This is a genomic window from Adhaeribacter sp. (assembly GCF_057359045.1).
In genome coordinates, this window is sequence record NZ_JBMQUD010000026.1 from 1 (window position 1) to 15623 (window position 15623).

The 15623-nt window shown below is 40.0% G+C and carries 18 protein-coding genes and 1 pseudogene; 7 read left to right on the plus strand and 12 right to left on the minus strand.

Going from position 1 to position 15623, the window contains the following annotated elements; all coding sequences use genetic code 11:
* Nucleotides 1–310 precede the first annotated feature (310 nt).
* The 7 genes from ACO1R6_RS04535 to ACO1R6_RS04565 form a co-directional block, all read right to left on the minus strand.
* The gene (locus tag ACO1R6_RS04535; RefSeq protein WP_486262556.1) at nucleotides 311–976 is read right to left on the minus strand and encodes an NAD-dependent epimerase/dehydratase family protein; all 666 of its coding nucleotides are present in this window, start codon (nucleotides 974–976) and stop codon (nucleotides 311–313) included.
* Complete coding sequence (locus ACO1R6_RS04540) at nucleotides 973–1542, minus strand: TetR/AcrR family transcriptional regulator (protein ID WP_486262558.1); 570 nt, start codon at nucleotides 1540–1542, stop codon at nucleotides 973–975. The genes ACO1R6_RS04535 and ACO1R6_RS04540 overlap by 4 nt, the downstream gene beginning before the upstream one ends.
* Nucleotides 1543–1609: 67 nt before the next feature.
* Complete coding sequence (locus ACO1R6_RS04545; protein WP_486262560.1) at nucleotides 1610–2017, minus strand: nuclear transport factor 2 family protein; 408 nt, start codon at nucleotides 2015–2017, stop codon at nucleotides 1610–1612.
* 325 nt (nucleotides 2018–2342) lie between these two features.
* Nucleotides 2343–3149 carry an alpha/beta hydrolase gene (locus ACO1R6_RS04550; protein ID WP_486262562.1) on the minus strand — a complete coding sequence of 269 codons (807 nt, stop codon included), beginning with the start codon at nucleotides 3147–3149 and terminating at the stop codon, nucleotides 2343–2345.
* Nucleotides 3150–3305: 156 nt separating this feature from the next.
* Entirely contained in the window at nucleotides 3306–3671 is a 366-nt protein-coding gene (locus tag ACO1R6_RS04555; RefSeq protein ID WP_486262564.1) for a hypothetical protein, read from the minus strand.
* 76 nt (nucleotides 3672–3747) lie between these two features.
* Entirely contained in the window at nucleotides 3748–4089 is a 342-nt protein-coding gene (locus ACO1R6_RS04560; RefSeq protein ID WP_486262566.1) for a hypothetical protein, read from the minus strand.
* 76 nt (nucleotides 4090–4165) lie between these two features.
* A complete protein-coding gene (locus ACO1R6_RS04565; RefSeq protein ID WP_486262567.1) occupies nucleotides 4166–4540 on the minus strand; it encodes a DUF4304 domain-containing protein in 375 nt (124 codons plus the stop codon).
* A 143-nt stretch (nucleotides 4541–4683) separates the two neighbouring features.
* On the opposite strand from ACO1R6_RS04565, the gene ACO1R6_RS04570 reads away from it, so the two are divergent.
* Nucleotides 4684–5502 (plus strand): transposase, encoded by an 819-nt coding sequence (locus ACO1R6_RS04570; protein WP_486262643.1) that lies wholly within the window; start codon nucleotides 4684–4686, stop codon nucleotides 5500–5502.
* A gap of 21 nt (nucleotides 5503–5523) precedes the next feature.
* Nucleotides 5524–6222 (plus strand): annotated as a pseudogene (locus tag ACO1R6_RS04575) (transposase); the annotation flags it as partial.
* Nucleotides 6223–6295: 73 nt separating this feature from the next.
* Here ACO1R6_RS04575 and ACO1R6_RS04580 read toward each other — a convergent pair.
* The 4 genes from ACO1R6_RS04580 to xerD form a co-directional block, all read right to left on the minus strand.
* Nucleotides 6296–7627, minus strand: a complete 1332-nt coding sequence (locus ACO1R6_RS04580; RefSeq protein ID WP_486262569.1) for a TlpA family protein disulfide reductase — start codon at nucleotides 7625–7627, stop codon at nucleotides 6296–6298.
* A 231-nt stretch (nucleotides 7628–7858) separates the two neighbouring features.
* Entirely contained in the window at nucleotides 7859–8164 is a 306-nt protein-coding gene (locus ACO1R6_RS04585; RefSeq protein WP_486262571.1) for a hypothetical protein, read from the minus strand.
* A 209-nt stretch (nucleotides 8165–8373) separates the two neighbouring features.
* Nucleotides 8374–8925: a hypothetical protein gene (locus ACO1R6_RS04590; RefSeq protein WP_486262573.1), complete on the minus strand. Its 552-nt coding sequence runs from the start codon at nucleotides 8923–8925 to the stop codon at nucleotides 8374–8376.
* A 446-nt stretch (nucleotides 8926–9371) separates the two neighbouring features.
* On the minus strand, nucleotides 9372–10271 hold the full coding sequence (gene xerD / locus ACO1R6_RS04595; protein ID WP_486262574.1) for a site-specific tyrosine recombinase XerD: 900 nt from the start codon (nucleotides 10269–10271) through the stop codon (nucleotides 9372–9374).
* Between the two features lie 227 nt (nucleotides 10272–10498).
* On the opposite strand from xerD, the gene aroQ reads away from it, so the two are divergent.
* The 5 genes from aroQ (at nucleotide 10499) to ACO1R6_RS04620 (ending at nucleotide 13979) form a co-directional block, all read left to right on the plus strand.
* Nucleotides 10499–10954: a type II 3-dehydroquinate dehydratase gene (gene aroQ, locus ACO1R6_RS04600; RefSeq protein ID WP_486262577.1), complete on the plus strand. Its 456-nt coding sequence runs from the start codon at nucleotides 10499–10501 to the stop codon at nucleotides 10952–10954.
* A 76-nt stretch (nucleotides 10955–11030) separates the two neighbouring features.
* On the plus strand, nucleotides 11031–12092 hold the full coding sequence (locus ACO1R6_RS04605; protein WP_486262579.1) for an aminotransferase class V-fold PLP-dependent enzyme: 1062 nt from the start codon (nucleotides 11031–11033) through the stop codon (nucleotides 12090–12092).
* Between the two features lie 23 nt (nucleotides 12093–12115).
* A complete protein-coding gene (locus tag ACO1R6_RS04610; RefSeq protein ID WP_486262581.1) occupies nucleotides 12116–12682 on the plus strand; it encodes a MarC family protein in 567 nt (188 codons plus the stop codon).
* Between the two features lie 115 nt (nucleotides 12683–12797).
* Entirely contained in the window at nucleotides 12798–13262 is a 465-nt protein-coding gene (rnhA, locus tag ACO1R6_RS04615) for a ribonuclease HI (RefSeq protein WP_486262582.1), read from the plus strand.
* Between the two features lie 3 nt (nucleotides 13263–13265).
* Nucleotides 13266–13979, plus strand: coding sequence for a tRNA1(Val) (adenine(37)-N6)-methyltransferase (locus ACO1R6_RS04620; RefSeq protein WP_486262584.1), 714 nt, complete (start codon nucleotides 13266–13268; stop codon nucleotides 13977–13979).
* Nucleotides 13980–14243: 264 nt separating this feature from the next.
* Here the strand turns inward: ACO1R6_RS04620 and ACO1R6_RS04625 are convergent, their stop codons facing one another.
* The gene (locus ACO1R6_RS04625) at nucleotides 14244–15575 is read right to left on the minus strand and encodes a saccharopine dehydrogenase C-terminal domain-containing protein (protein ID WP_486262585.1); all 1332 of its coding nucleotides are present in this window, start codon (nucleotides 15573–15575) and stop codon (nucleotides 14244–14246) included.
* Nucleotides 15576–15623 lie beyond the last annotated feature (48 nt).

Genomic DNA, 15623 nt, shown 5'->3' on the forward strand with positions numbered 1-15623 from the left:
AATGGACCAGAAAATTTTAAAACGGTCAACCGAGGCCCGCTCGGCCTTTGCTGGAAAAAAGAAAAAATACACTGTGCTAAAAGTCCAAAGATTACGAAGGGAATAAGTCCGACGATTATGAATTTAAGGAGTTTCAACATAACATGGCAGCTAACGTTAAAGTGTTTATGAAGTTGTGGCATTTGAAAAACGTCAGTTTCAATTAACCACAAAAGCAAAATAGCGATTTAAAGTTAAAAGTTTGACTTCCAGCCACAATTTAATAAACACACTATTGCAAGCAGTTTTTAATGATTAGATAACGCCTTTTTTAAAAAGAGACATGTTCTTGTCTTTGTGCCAGCTTTTTAATATCAGCAATCTCTAGTATTTTGTTTGGATACTTTTCTAAAACTGTCATAATCATTGCTTGTCCTAGTTGAGATAAGGTCATTGATTTTTGAGGAAAAATTTTCGGGTAGAACCAGCCAATAATTTTGAATACAGATTTTACATTTTTCTGAGTTTTAAAAGGCTTCATGTAACCGGGGCGAAAATTGTAGACATCTTTGAATGACAGCCTTAATAGTTCATTTTCTGTTTTCCCTTTTACTCTTGCCCACATAAATCTGCCTTTTTCAGTACTATCCGTGTACAGGCCAGAAATATATCCAAAAACCATATTTGGATTTAAGCTTGCTAAAGTTCTTGCGAAATGGATGGTTGTATCGTAAGTAAAGTAAGTGTATTCTTTTTCACTCATTAAAAATGCACTTACACCTGCACAATAAAAACAAGCATCATAGCCGTTTAAAGAACTTACATATCCATCTAAATTCATAAAGTCGGGGATGATTAATTCCTTCAATTTTTGATGGCCTATGCCTGATGGTTTACGGCTTACGGCAAATACACTTTTTACAGTGCTATTCTGAAGGAATTCCCTCAAAACGCCTTCTCCTACCATTCCGGTTACTCCGGTTATAATTATATTCATTTTTCTAAGGCTATCATTTTCCAAAACATATCAAAGGTTTGTTCAATCGTTATTTGGGTTGCTTTTTTTGATGATTTTTGTTCGACCAGATAATTTTTTATCACCGTAACTTGGTTGCTGATTAATGTATAAAGCAATATGGGTTCTTGTGGAATGATAACACCCGTTTCTATACCTATCCTAAAATTTTGCAATACGGGTTCAATGTATGTCTGCATTTCCGTGGATGCAATTTTTTGCAGGTAAGGTGAATTAGAAAATTGGGAAAGAAATTGAAATTCAGTATCGTTTTTCAGTGCCCACTTAAGTGATTCTACATAATAAGTTTTAATAATTTCTTTTATCGAAGCCGATTCCTTAATTTTTATTAAAATAAATTCTGAAGCACGATTCTTAATTTCTACATAAAGAGATTTTATCAAGGCCTCTTTCGTAGGGAAAAAGTAAAAAAGCGTGCCTGTTGCAATTCCTGCTTCCTTAGCAATTCTGCTTGTAGGTGTATCATTAAATCCATTGTTTGCAAATAAATGCAATGCAGTATTTAATATTTTTTCCCTTTTATCCATCTAATTCTATTTACAAAAAATCAATCATCTTCTTAAAGCCCTTTTGAGCAACCTGAATATGATTCTTTCAATGTTGATTTTCTAGTTCACCACAAAAAAGCTCGTTCATCATAATAGTATCCAGGTATTCCCTTTGTTCCGTAATAATATCATTCTGCACTCTTAAATGTACCAAGACATCATTATCGTAAATCTTGCCATCTATTCGGGTTGCATTATTATGAACTTGTACAGCTGCATATTCGCCGTCTGTAAGAATAGAATTGATGGTAATGTTTAAGCCGTTAGGAAAACGTTCCTTTACAATCGACCACAATTTACCCATGGATTCCGGTGAATTATATCCTCCAAAAGGCCAGGTGCCATTACCGCTAATCCAATATTTTTGGTTGGGCGATACATACTTTTGCATATCTGCAAGCCTACCTTCTTTCACGGCGTTGAAATAATTCTCAACTACAATTTTTGCACTCATTTTCTTTACTGATTAGTCAGTCACAAAAGTAGTAATTTTCTCCACCTTTAAAAGAATATATTATAATCAGCCTGTGATTATAAATTAGGCCCTAATGAAATTCTGGGAATAAATGCTGACTAATGTTAAACTTAAAATTTGATAATCAATAAGTTGTATTTTTATATTTTCTACTAATTGATTATCTAAAAATAGAAACAAATTTCGTTAGCGACTAAAAACACGTTGGGATTTTAGAAATAGGAGAATTGCAGCCAACGGGTATTATATACAAAGGCTGTAGCGGAGCGAGGCTTTTGTATATACAGTATTATGTGCTTTTGTTTTACTTTGCCAAGTTTAGTAGGTATCGCAAACCGTGGCTAAAAGCGGCACCAGGAACAGAAAGGTGAGATTCATTTTCAAAAACCTGGGTCTTTAAAGAAAGGCCAGAATATTTCCTTTTCTTCAAGGCTTTGGATAGTCTTTTAACATTTGTTTCCATGTATGCATCGCTATACTGCTTTTCTTCTAGTCCACCCACTGACAGGAAAACTTTTGCCATCAAATTCTGATGCGATTTTGCATGTTTTTGCTCAAATGTGAGTGAAATATTGTTGTCGTACCAAATAGATGGACTTGCAATAAGGTAGTTTTGAAAGCTTTGCGGCTCATGAAAAAGTGCATATAAACCAAACAAGCCTCCATATGAAACACCAACAAAGGAAGCTTGATTGGTTACTCGATAATTCTGCTGTATAAATGGCTTTAACTCTTTATTTATGAACTCCAAGAAAGCCGCCGCGCCTCCAGTCGGCCATTGGTTCTCAAATGGGTCAGGTATGGCAGTAGGGGTAAAATCTCTGCTCCGTAAACTAGTCGCCAACTTATCCGTTTTATAACCTATGCCTACTATAAGCACCTGCGGTACTTCGTTTTCAATTTGCATGACCCGCATTTGTTGAGTTAAAGTGGCGAAGTAAAGATTTGCGTCGGAGAGGTATAAGATGGGGTACTCCTTTCCCGAAGATTGGTAGTCAGCTGGGTATGCGATGTAAATAAAGAAAGTGTCCTCCACAATTGCCGAGTGAATAGTTCTTATTTCTGTATGTGGAATAGATACACGAGGGAAGTTTTCTATCTGCTGCGCCATGACTTTATTAGTTATTAGCACCGCTACAGAAACAATCAGAAGAAAATTTATTAGTCGCATTTTTAATTATTGTGAGTGCAATTGCACATAACGGTTAGGCTATGGCGCGTTTTAACGATTTTTAGCTTTTGTTGGCAGGTGGGATTTTTTGTATCATTATATCAAATGGTACAAGTAAACAGCAAAATTTATCATACCTATCAATTCGTTTTTATCCAACTTGTTATATTTTTTGAAATAATATTCAGTCATTCCTTCAATATTAAAATCAGCTAAGTCAGCATAGTTTGATTTGCTCTTGTTGAAGTATTTTGATTTGGCAGTTTTAGAAATCTCAGAAAATAAGTCATTCTTTAATTCTCTAATGTAGTCGACCCTTTCCTGGTTATATTCACCCAAATCATAATATTTAAGTCGCCTTTTAATTTTCTTCTCTGCTTCTTTCTTATCAGAAAAGACAAATTCGTAAGCTAAGTCTGTAAAACAGATGAAATCATATGATTGAGTGGATTCTTCTTTCATTTTATCTTACTGCCAACGGGCCGCGTGTATGCTAAGCCCGCAGAGTTTAGTATAAATTGTGTTGTGGAGCGTTTTTTTAGTTCTTAGTTAGGAGTCGATAACTAGATTTGATGGCTTCTGTTAATTCTCCAGGTACAATTTTACTCTGCTCTGCGTAATATTTAATTTCCGCAAAGCATTTAAGGTCGTCAAAGTCTTTATCGTCATTCTCAAGTATCCACGTCCAATTAAAAATGCTATGACTTAATTCATTTATAATCTTGATGGCCTCTACTTTTTCTTTGTCCGAAGTCTCTGGATTTGAACAAATGCTTCTTATTGCTAAAGTAAGGTGGAAACCTAATCTGTCGTAAAAGCGTAACTTAACCTCTTTAGTCATGCCTTCTAGGTTTTTGAATATGTCTTCTACACTATCCATTTTTTAAATGCTATACAACGTACTGGGCAAAGGCAGGCTTTAGTGTGCTTTAGGTGTGGTTAGGAATGGTTGTTTTTTAATTTTTAGTCCACCAATCTTCGGCTTCAGGCAAAGCTATAAGAACTTTATTGGCTATTTCCCCAAAATCCTCATTCTCAAAATTAAATGGATTTTTTCCTATTCGACTTCTTTTTCCACAATGATTATATTTTACAATTTCTGGAGGGAAGTGCTTGCCATCCAGTAAGGTTATCCCATCAATTGGAGACCTGGCAATATTAACGTAGAATTGTGGACCCCATTGGCTAAATTGAAAACCTAGAATATCAATTTTATTTTCATTTATTCTTTTGAAATGAGGATACGCACCTTTAAATCCTTTTTGACGAAGAGCGGGTACTACTTTTTCCTTTAACTCTCTTTGTCCATAAGTTTTCTCTTTTCTTTCCAATCCATTTTATTTTCAATTTTTCCTAACGGTTAGGCTAAACGGCAGCGGAGGCCGTCGGCCGAGGCTAGCGTTTAGCTGTTGTGTCTGTTGCACAATGGTATGAATATAGGCGTAAAGGGGGAAATGACCAAACCTTGAATAAGATGCAGGGCAAAAAGCACTATATTGATGAGCAGGAGTTATGTTTCTCACTTTCGGCACATGTACCGGCGCATAATTTTTACCGGCGGCTAAAGCAGCAACTAGACTTGAATTTTCTGTATGAGTTGACAGCACCTTATTATGGCCGTTGTGGTCAGCACTCGATTGACCCAGTTGTGTTCTTTAAGCTCTGTTTAGTAGGCTATCTAGAAAACATTATTTCTGATAGAAAACTTATAGAGCATTGTAGTCTGCGGTTGGATTTGCTTTACTTTCTCGATTACCAACTAGACGAGCCGCTGCCCTGGCATTCTACTGTTTCGCGCACCCGCCAGCTTTTACCAGAGTCTTTGTTTGCAGAAGTATTCAGGCAAGTACTTTCTTTATATGTAGAGGCTGGCCTGGTGGCTGGTCATACGCAAGTAGTAGACTCAGCCCTGATAAAAGCCAATGCTTCCCTGGATTCATTAGAGCTGAAGGTTCCTGTACAAGACCTGTACACGCACCTGGAGCAGGTGCGGGCCATCAGCCGGGCAGACAGAAAAGCCAAGATTAATAAAGCTACTATGCAGCAGCAGACCCTCACGGCTACGCATGAGGAGTTGCAAGCGATAAAGGCGCGCAACAAAAAGTGGTGCTTGCAACAGGACCAGCGGCCTGGTTCCCATAATAAAAACAGCAAGTACACTTCCAACAAGACCCACTATTCGCCCGTGGACCCGGATGCCCGCATTGCCGTGAAGCCCGGAAAGGCACGCAAACTCTGCTATCTGGCGCAATTAGCGGTCGATACGGTCCATCATACCATCACCCACGTATAAGCAGACTTTGCGGACAAGAAAGACAATCAATGTTTGCCCACGTTGCTATCAGCTTTGACGGGCAGCTTGCAGCGCTTACATCTAAGCTGCAACACGGTTTTAGCGGATGCCGGCTACTCCTCGGGGGAGAACTATGCGCTTTTAGAAAAAGCAGGCATCACCGCTTTTATTCCCCCGCACGGCACTTACAAAGGCGGCCCCGAAGGCTTTACTTATCATAGAGAGGAAGACTACTGGCTTTGCCCACAGGGCAAGAAAGCTACTTTTAGAAAGATTAAAGTAGCGCCTAAGAACAACATTAAAAAGAAGCTCTACTTCACTACCCGCAAAGACTGCAAAGGCTGTCCCCTGCGCGAAGGCTGTATCGGCAAGAGCCAGGAAAAAAAAGTAGAGATTACCTACTATCGGGAAGCGTACGAGCCGGTCACCAAACGAATCAATAGCCGCTATGGGCGAAAGATGAAAGGACTGCGGCAAGCAACGGTGGAACCGGTGCTGGGTACGCTCATTAACTTTTTAGGCCTTAGAAAGATTAACACCCGGGGCATCGAGCAGGCAACCAAGGTTATGCTCTTGGCGGCCACGGCTTATAACCTCAAAAAACTGCTACACTTTAAACCCCAAAAGAGCCAAACCGCCGTTATGGCTCTGCCTAAACATGCTTTAATCGCTTTTTCTGAAAACTTTTGGCCGAGAATATTTGCTAAAATTGCAAGATAAACCCAAAGAACCTTCCCTGGTTCAACTTTTGAAAGGAGTTGTGCAACAGCTATTGTTGTTACCCACAGTTATTTTACAATAGAGTATAATTTTTAATATATGTTTTCCAATCTTCGCCAAAAGGTATTTTTATAAAATTACCCTGTGGCGAAATCAAAATTTTAGTTGGATATCCAGATACTTCAAATAAATCATTAGTCTGCTTGTCAATCTCGCTCACTAAAAATGTATATTTATTTTTGGCCATAAAATCTGATAAGTTTTTAGAGCCAAAAGAAAAAGTATAAATCTTTAGTTTTGAATGTTGAACTTGCTTAATAGAAGAATACAAAGACTGTAAATCTGGTAATTCTTCGAGACACGGACTGCACCAAGTCCCCCATACATCAATATAAACCCAGCTACCTGACTTATGGGTCAGATCTAATTCTTCGTTTTCAAATTTTATTTTAACCTTTGGAACAGGTTTGCCCTGATTATGTATGTAATTTTCCCAAAATCTTTTAAAAGAAATTGCATTTTTAGTATTTCCATAATAGTCCTCTAGCAGCTTAAGGTTATCATCAGAAGGATTGCTAAAAGTTATATTACAGAGGAGATCGAGGGCCTCGCCTTTTCTATTATTATTGTTTAAGTATTTTAAATATTTTAATTTATAACCAATTTGTTCTGGATTACCAGTCAGGAGAGCTGCATCATAAAAATATGCACTTTTGTTTAGCCTGTCGTTTAAATCTGGACTAAAATCTGAAGCTTTTTTCAAATATTCTTCACTGCCCTTTCCAATTGTATATAAATAATCATAACTATATGCCAGCAAATACCTATGCCAAGCTCGTTCTTCTCTTTCCTTACTAGTGGTTGCATTACCTAAATTAGTAAGATTAGCAGCTAAGCTGCTTATGGTCCTATTTACTAATTCAATCCGCTGTTCATTATCTATTGCATTATTTTTATCTAATTCTTTAAAAATTAAAAGGCAATATCTTTCCCTTTGAGATTTATAATCAGAACGGTCTTTTTGTAATTGTTTTAACTCTTCTTTAATAGATATTATCTCTTGTTTTTCATGGGCATTAATTGCCTTGCTCCAGAGATAAATTGGAGCAATTATTTCATTTATATCTTGATTTCCTTCCTTTTGTAATTGTTCAAGATATTTAAGGCCGAAACGTTGTGAATCCTTTGGTAATTGTTGTGCAAGTGTATTATGAATTCTATCTAATAAAAATGGAGGATAAAGTCGATATAATTCTAATGATGCCTTAATGGCTTTATCAGTATCTCCATTGCGCCATAATTTAGACAATGAATTAGTTAAAGGAAAAGCTTCTTCTGGAATTTGTGCCATACCAATTCCTAATAACAGGAAATTGATAATTAATACTAGTACAACCTTTTTCATTATTCTGGTTTTATTTTAATTGATGATAACGTATTAGCTATGGTGCGCTTATGCACTTTAGTCTTGTTGTGCGGTCGTTACTATGTAAATCATGCAGTCATTTATAACCAAATAAGTGAATATAAAAAGATAATAAGTGAAGTGAGACTTAAAAGGCCTCGAACAGCATGTAATCTTCCCCAACGGTCCAATAGTTGATATGCATATGCTGAATTTTATCCAATGAAGGGTCTAATAATTGTTTGTTGGAAAAATAACAATGACAGTGAAAGGAATTACTAATATGATTGATATGCCACCAATTAGCCATAAGATTCCTGTTCCCATTAACCAAGCAGCGAATGCACTAAGAAACGAAATTAGAGCTAACAGCACTTGCATGATAGTTGCTCTTTTATAACTGGGGGCAAATTCAGTGACGGCTAAAGCAGTGCCGCAACTCATTCTTGCTGGATGTTCCACCAGATTTATATAAATGGATCCACCTGTAAATAAGCTTACTGAAAGTGTAGCGAAAAATTCAAAAATTGGATCCATAATTTATTTTGGGAAACGTGTTTACAACCATTTACAATAAAGTATCATTTTTTATTCTGAATGATTAGTCTTTATAATTTAGAGCAAGTAAGATTTTACAATACTATTCGTTTGACTTTAAAACTATTTGAATCCATTGCCCTGCAATGCCGCACAACGGTTTGTATATGCAAAGGCCGCAGCAGAGCGAGGCTTTTGTATATGCCTTGTTAGGCGTTATAATTCTTTATTTTTAATGGCGGCAGTTTCTCTTTTACTATTTGTTTAAGTTTGTTTAGAGCATCTTCGCCAATTTCCTGCTTTGAAAAGGACCAAGTTGAACTAATCTGCTCCATTAGAATATAAATAGTACTTTCTTCCTCCAAATAAGCTCTAAAATATTCCCATTTAACTTCAGAATTAAATTTTTCAGTTGTTACTTTTATTAAATCCTGATTAAATTCCAAAATAAAATCTCCTAATTGATCAAAATTTTCTTCCGCAACAACCTTCAACTTGGCTTTTTTTTGTTTGTATTTCCGATACTTAATAAAGGAGTTTATTATGAAAATAACCCAGGAGACAATTATAACAATATAGAAACCAATTAAATATTCCATAGAGCCTAACACGGAAAGTCCAACTATTATAGCAGTCAAAGAAAGTATATAAATAAGTTTGTACTTAATACCCCTTAATTCTATTGCTCTAATAAAGTTGAGAAGGAACAAAGCTTGTCGGTAATCTTCTTCAATGGTTTTATTTAATTTAATTGTTTCCAATTTTAAAACTTATTATTTATTACGCCTAACTATTACATATACGTAATAATGGTGTTTATTTCCTCTTAATCAGCAAGTAGCTTATTACAGCTAAATTACTGTTAATCTATATTTTACCTTTTACAACCAAAACTACCATTCCGAAAAAACTTACGGATATATAAATCTGGAGGGGTTTTGCCACAACCTCCTTTAGCAAGGTTGTTACTGTATTTATATAATTTAAAATTGTAGCAGTATAGCTGTAACAATATATAAAAATTACTTAAAACCACCTAATTATAAAACAAAAAAACCGGTGTTACCCGGTGTTCCTGTTTACCCTACAGACAGCTTAGAAATGCCGCTTATTCTTACCAATACCAGCAATACAAAATTTATCTGTTGCTTTCGGGTAAATGCGGCGTTAATTCTTACCAAATTTTTTATTGGGCAAAGCACTTGTTTTAGCTGCGCGGGTGATAATCTTTAATAATTTGCTTTAGGTAATCACGGTCGAGGTGGGTGTAAATTTCGGTGGTGGTAATAGATTCGTGGCCCAGCATTTCTTGTACGGCGCGTAAATCGGCGCCGCCTTCTATCAGGTGGGTAGCAAAAGAATGCCGAAACGTGTGGGGGCTAATTTGTTTTTGCAGGCCGGTTTTCTGGGCCAATTGTTTAATTATGGTAAATACCATTACGCGGGTAAGCTTGGCGCCACGGCGGTTAAGGAAAATATAATCTTCGTGGCCTTTTTTAATGGTTAAATGTGGCCTTACCTGGTCCAGGTAAATCCGGATGTATTTAAGAGCTGCGCGGCCAATGGGTACCAACCGTTCTTTATCGCCTTTACCGCTTACTTTTAAAAAACCCAGCTCTTCGTATAAATTACTGATGCGCAGTTCTACCAACTCGCTTACGCGCAACCCCGAACTGTAAAGCGTTTCGAGCATGGCCTTGTTGCGCGTGCCTTCGGGCGTAGATACATCAATGGCCGAGAACAAATTTTCTATCTCCGGAAAGCTTAACGTATCGGGGAGTTTACGGTCTAATTTAGGCGCTTCTATGGTATCAGTGGGGTCGGCAAAAAGCAAATCTTCCATGATCAGGAATTTATAAAACGCCCGGATACCCGATAAAGTACGCGCCTGCGAATGCGGGGTCATGCCCAGTTCATTTACCCATTCCAGAAATTCCTGGATATACTTGGGTTTCATTTCCAGCGGTTTTACTCCGTAGCCTTTCAGGTCCAGAAACTGCGTAAGCTTTAAAATATCGCGTTTATAAGCTTCTACCGAATTGCCCGACAAAGACTTTTCGAGTTGCAGATAGGCTTCAAATTGTTTTATCAGAACAGACCAGGTCATGGGGCAAATTAATAATTGCAAGTTTCATTTTGGCCGGCAGCAGCATACACCAGCAGCCGGCAAAATTTAAACAAAGATAGGTAATCCAACCCTAACCTGACTTTAAAACAAAGGATTTGGCCAGGCGGTAGCGGGTTTAAAAATTAACTTTTAACATTTAACCTGTAACTTTATACCCAGTTATGTACCTTTGCGGGCTTATACTTAACCGGCAGTAACTCCAAACCATGAAAATAATTATTATTAACGGGCCTAATTTAAATTTGCTGGGCGTACGCGAAAAAACGGTGTACGGCAGCCGCTCTTTCGAACATTATTTTGAGGAGCTAAAGAATACCTACCCCGACATTGAGTTGGAATATTTTCAATCGAATACCGAAGGCACTTTAATTGATAAACTGCACGAAGTAGGTTTTACGTACAACGGCATTATTTTAAACGCCGGGGCTTACACCCATACGTCTATTGCCCTCTCCGATGCTATTGCGGCCATTACTACGCCCGTGGCCGAGGTGCACATATCCAATATTTACGCCCGCGAAGCGTTCCGACATAAAAGTTTAATAGCCGCCCGGTGCCTGGGCAGTATCTGTGGATTCGGGCTGGAAAGTTACCGCCTGGCGCTACAATATTTCATCAGCCTGAAACCCAATAAAGTAGGCTTCGAGTTAAAAAAATCGTAGCGCCGGCAAAATATTGCTGATGCGGTATCGGGCTGATACTGATTAAATATTTCTTTTACCCTTACAAATTTGCCGTATGCTCACATTTTATCCAGGTCCGTCTAAAGTTTACCCGCAAGTGCGGGATTATATGGCCATGGCCTTCGACGAAGGTATCCTGAGCATTCCGCACCGCAGCGACCGTTTTATGCAAATGAGCAAAAACACGGTGGCTTTGTTGCGCAAAAAATTAAATATTCCGCAGGATTACTACATCTATTTTGTGTCGTCGGCTACCGAATGCTGGGAAATATTGGCCCAGAGCCTTACCCGCCACAAAAGCTATCATTTGTACAATGGGGCTTTCGGCGAAAAATGGATGCAATACGCCAAAAAAATAAAGCCCCAAACCACCGGCGCGCGTTTTGAGGTAAACGAAGAAATACCCGTAAAAGACCTGGCGGTAGATGCAGATGCCGAACTGATTTGCATTACTCAAAACGAGACCTCAAACGGTACCCAAATAAAAGAAAATATTATTCTTAATTTATTTAACCGCTACCGCGATGCCCTGATTGCCGTAGATGCCACCTCCTCTATGGCCGGCATTGCTTTAAAATACATTAAAGCCGATGTTTGGTTTGCCTCGGTGCAGAAATGCTTTGGCTTGCCGGCCGGCTTGGGCATTATGGTATGCTCGCCACGGGCGGTTTTCCGGGCGAAAGAAATAAACGATCGCAGCCATTACAACAGCATGGTTACGCTCTACGAAAAAATGCTCAACTTCCAGACTTCTATTACGCCCAATGTGCTTAATATTTATTTATTGCAGCGGGTACTGGAGCAACGGCCCTTAATCAAAGCCATCGACCACGATTTAGTAACCCGGAGCCAGGATTTGTACGAGTTTTTCGAATTATTTACGTCGTTTTCGTTGCTGGTTACCAACCCCGAAGTACGGTCTAATACGGTTATTGCGTTGCAGGGGCCCGAAAAAGTAATTGATGAGGTAAAGCGCAACGCCTTGCGCCACGAAATTATGCTGGGCAACGGCTATGGGCCGTGGGCCAAAAACACTTTCCGGATTGCCAACTTCCCGGCCATTTCCGACGACGAATACAAAATCCTGAAACACTTTTTCCTGTCTAACTACGAATAAGAACTTATTCTATAGTTTGCGCCATGTTTAGTTTAAAAGAAATTTTATCGGTTACGCTAATATTATTTGCAGTTATTGATATTCTGGGCTCTATTCCGGTAATTATTGAACTGCGCCGCCGAGAAGGCGTTATTCAGTCGGAGCGGGCTACCTTGGTGGCGGCCGTGCTCATGATTGCCTTTTTGTTTCTGGGCCAGGAAATATTAAAATTATTTGGCTTAGATGTAGAGTCGTTTGCTTTGGCCGGGGCCATAATTATTTTTTTAGTGGGGATGGAAATGGTACTGGGCATTCATTTATTCCAGACCAACCCTAACAGCAAAAGCGGTTCTATTGTACCTTTGGCTTTCCCGATGATTGTTGGGGCTGGCACCATGACCACTTTGCTGTCGTTAAGAGCGGTGTATGCCTTACCCAATATTTTGGCGGGTATTATTATAAACCTGGTGTTTGTGTACCTGGTATTAAAAACATCGGGTTGGCTGGAGCAAAAATTAGGTCAGGCCGGTACCGATATTTTACGCAAGGTTTTTGGGGTTATTTTGCTGGCCATTGCCATTAAATTATTTAAATCTAACCTGCATTTTTAAACGGGTTGGTGGCTGCCCGGCAAAAAAGATAATATTCTTAAACGGGCTACTAACCAATTCTGCATAGGTTATTTTACAAACCCAAAACCAACCCTTTACTTAAGCTGATTTTAACATGATTGAAATATTTACCGATGGCGCTTCGCGCGGCAATCCGGGACCGGGCGGTTACGGCACCATTTTGCGTTACAAACAACACCAGAAAGAACTAACCGCCGGCTTTCGGCTTACCACGAATAACCGCATGGAATTGCTGGCGGTTATTGTGGGGTTAGAAGCTATTAAAACCGACAATATTCCGGTAACTATTTACTCCGATTCTAAATACGTGGTAGAAGCCGTAGAGAAAAAATGGGTATATGGCTGGCAAAAGAAAGGCTTTGCCGGCAAAGCCAACGCCGATTTATGGACCCGTTTTTTGCGCATTTACCCCAAGCACCAGGTACGTTTTATCTGGATTAAAGGTCATGCCGGCCACCCCGAAAACGAACGTTGCGACGAACTGGCCGTGCAAAGTGCTTTATCCCCTAACCTGCTCATCGACCACGGCTACGAAGCCATTGCCAAACAGAATCTTTAACCCGTGCCCAATCAGTATTTCCGGTTTAAGCAATTCTTGGTAAACCAAGACCAGTGCGCCATGAAAGTTTGCACCGATTCGTGCATTTTAGGCGCTTATACCCCGATAAACGGCGCGGCTACTATCCTGGATATTGGTACCGGCACCGGTTTGCTCGCGCTTATGCTGGCCCAACGCACCACTGCCCGGATTGATGCCGTAGAAATAGAGCTGGCTGCCGCCGAACAAGCCCGGCAAAATATTGCGGCCAGCCCCTGGGCTTCCCGGATTACGGTATACCCAATAAGTTTGCAGCAGTTTGCCGCGCAACAGCCAGGCCCTTACGACCTGATTATTTGCAACCCGCCTTTTTACGCTGCTTCGCTGCCTTCCGAAAGTAAAGCCCGCAATGCGGCCATGCACAGCCAGGAATTATCTTTACCTGAAATTGCCGCTTTTTGCAGTCGTTTTCTCTCCCCTACCGGGCAATTATATATTTTATTCCCACCCCTGGAAAGTAATTATTTTAAAGCAATTGCCCAGGAGTACGGCCTTAATCTTACAGCAACTTTAAACATATTTACAAAAGTGGGAGGCAAGCATATCCGGACGGTGCAGGGCTTTGGCAAAAAAGAAAATAACCAGGTTCCGGCAGAAGAACTGTTTATTCGGGATGCAATCAATGCTTATACTCCTGCTTTTAAAGAACTGCTGCAAGCGTTTTACCTCCAATTTTAATAATTGCGGCAGCATTTAAATTGATATCAGGTGCTAATTAGTATAAAACTTCTTCTATAGCTGAAAATAAAATTCGTTCTACCCAGCCCAGTCATTCAGTAGAATTCGAAGAATTCCAAAAGAATCTTCTGGGTTTCCTAATCAGAAGATTCTTTCTGAAGGACGGACCTTGATTGGCAAAGCTACATGACTTGCTGCCAGGTAATTTGATTTATATCAGGTGGTAATAGGCGCTAAGCATTATTTTAAGGCTTTAGCCAATATTTATAGCACTTGCTCTTCTTCCTGGAGAGAAATGCCGTAGGTGGCCAGCTCGGCCAGGATAGGTTTATACCAGCTTGGTTCCGTTGGAATGACTACGCCGGTTTCCGTTATTTTGCCCAGTAGCATCAGTTTAGCCGCAATACCTACCGGCAAGCCCACGGTCTTGGCCATAGCTGTGCGGCGGCTATCCTGGCCCATTACCACCAACGACGATGTTATTTGCCTTTGCTGACCGTTTAGTTCATACGTAACCAGGTGCTGCATTACCACCATGTCTTTGTCCGGGGGGGCAAGTTGCCATTTTTGCAGCAGTAATTTTTCTAAAACCTGGGCCGGGGTAGCTTGCGGTAAGCCAATGGCCTGTTCCGGAAATTCTAAATAGGCCAGCAGCTTTAGTACTTCGCTATCCGCCGGAATATTTAAATATTCAGCTACCTGGGTTAACCCATTCGTACTTCCGTTAGCAGCAGGTAAAAAACTAAGTAAAAACTGCCGATAGGTTAAGTGCTGCGTTTCGGGTAAAGTATAGGTATCGTCGGTAAGGCCTAGTTGTACCAGCAGGTGCCAGCCCTGACAATAGCCGCGCCGCCGCAAAGTACCTCTAATTAAAGTTTGTACATCTTGTAAGCCGTAGGGCTGCTGGTATAAAAGCGAATCGCGGTTAGCGTATCCATCAAAGGCACCTAGCTCTTTTACCACCAGGGGTTCAGTGCGGGCAAATAATTGGTGATACGGAATAAATTTATAGCGCCCGTTTTCCAGGTATTTGGCCGTTCCCTGACCGGCCAGCACCACGTTGCGCGGGTTCCAGGTAAATTTGTAATGCCACGGATTATTATCCGATTCCGGTGCTACCAACCCACCCGTATAAGATTTAAACGTTAAGACTTTGCCGCCGGCCTGCCTAATTCTATCTAACAAAGCCATTGCCGACAAATGGTCAATGCCTGGATCCAAGCCGGCTTCCATCAGAAACAGCAATCCGGCTTGTTTAGCTTCCTGGTGCAAGGCGCGCAGCTCCGGCGTAACGTAAGAGGCGGTTATAAAATTCTTTCTTAATTTTAAACACCAGCGGGCAATTACCGGATGTAAAGTGGCCGGCAAAAGCGAAATAACTAACTCGGCACGCGCTATCTCGGCAGTCAAAAGCGCTTCGTCCTGAATATTTAAAGAAATAACCCGGCACTCCTTTTGCGCTGGTACTGGCACTTGGTCTACTACTGCATCGGCTACCGTAACTTGCCAATTATAATGTACAGCCTGGCTAAACAAGTAAGAAATTAATACCGTAGCCGAGCGGCCAGCCCCCAGGAGCAAAATACTTGGCATCATAACGTTTAAATTAAAGTAAATACTTAAAGTATAGCTAAAGAGCCGCTC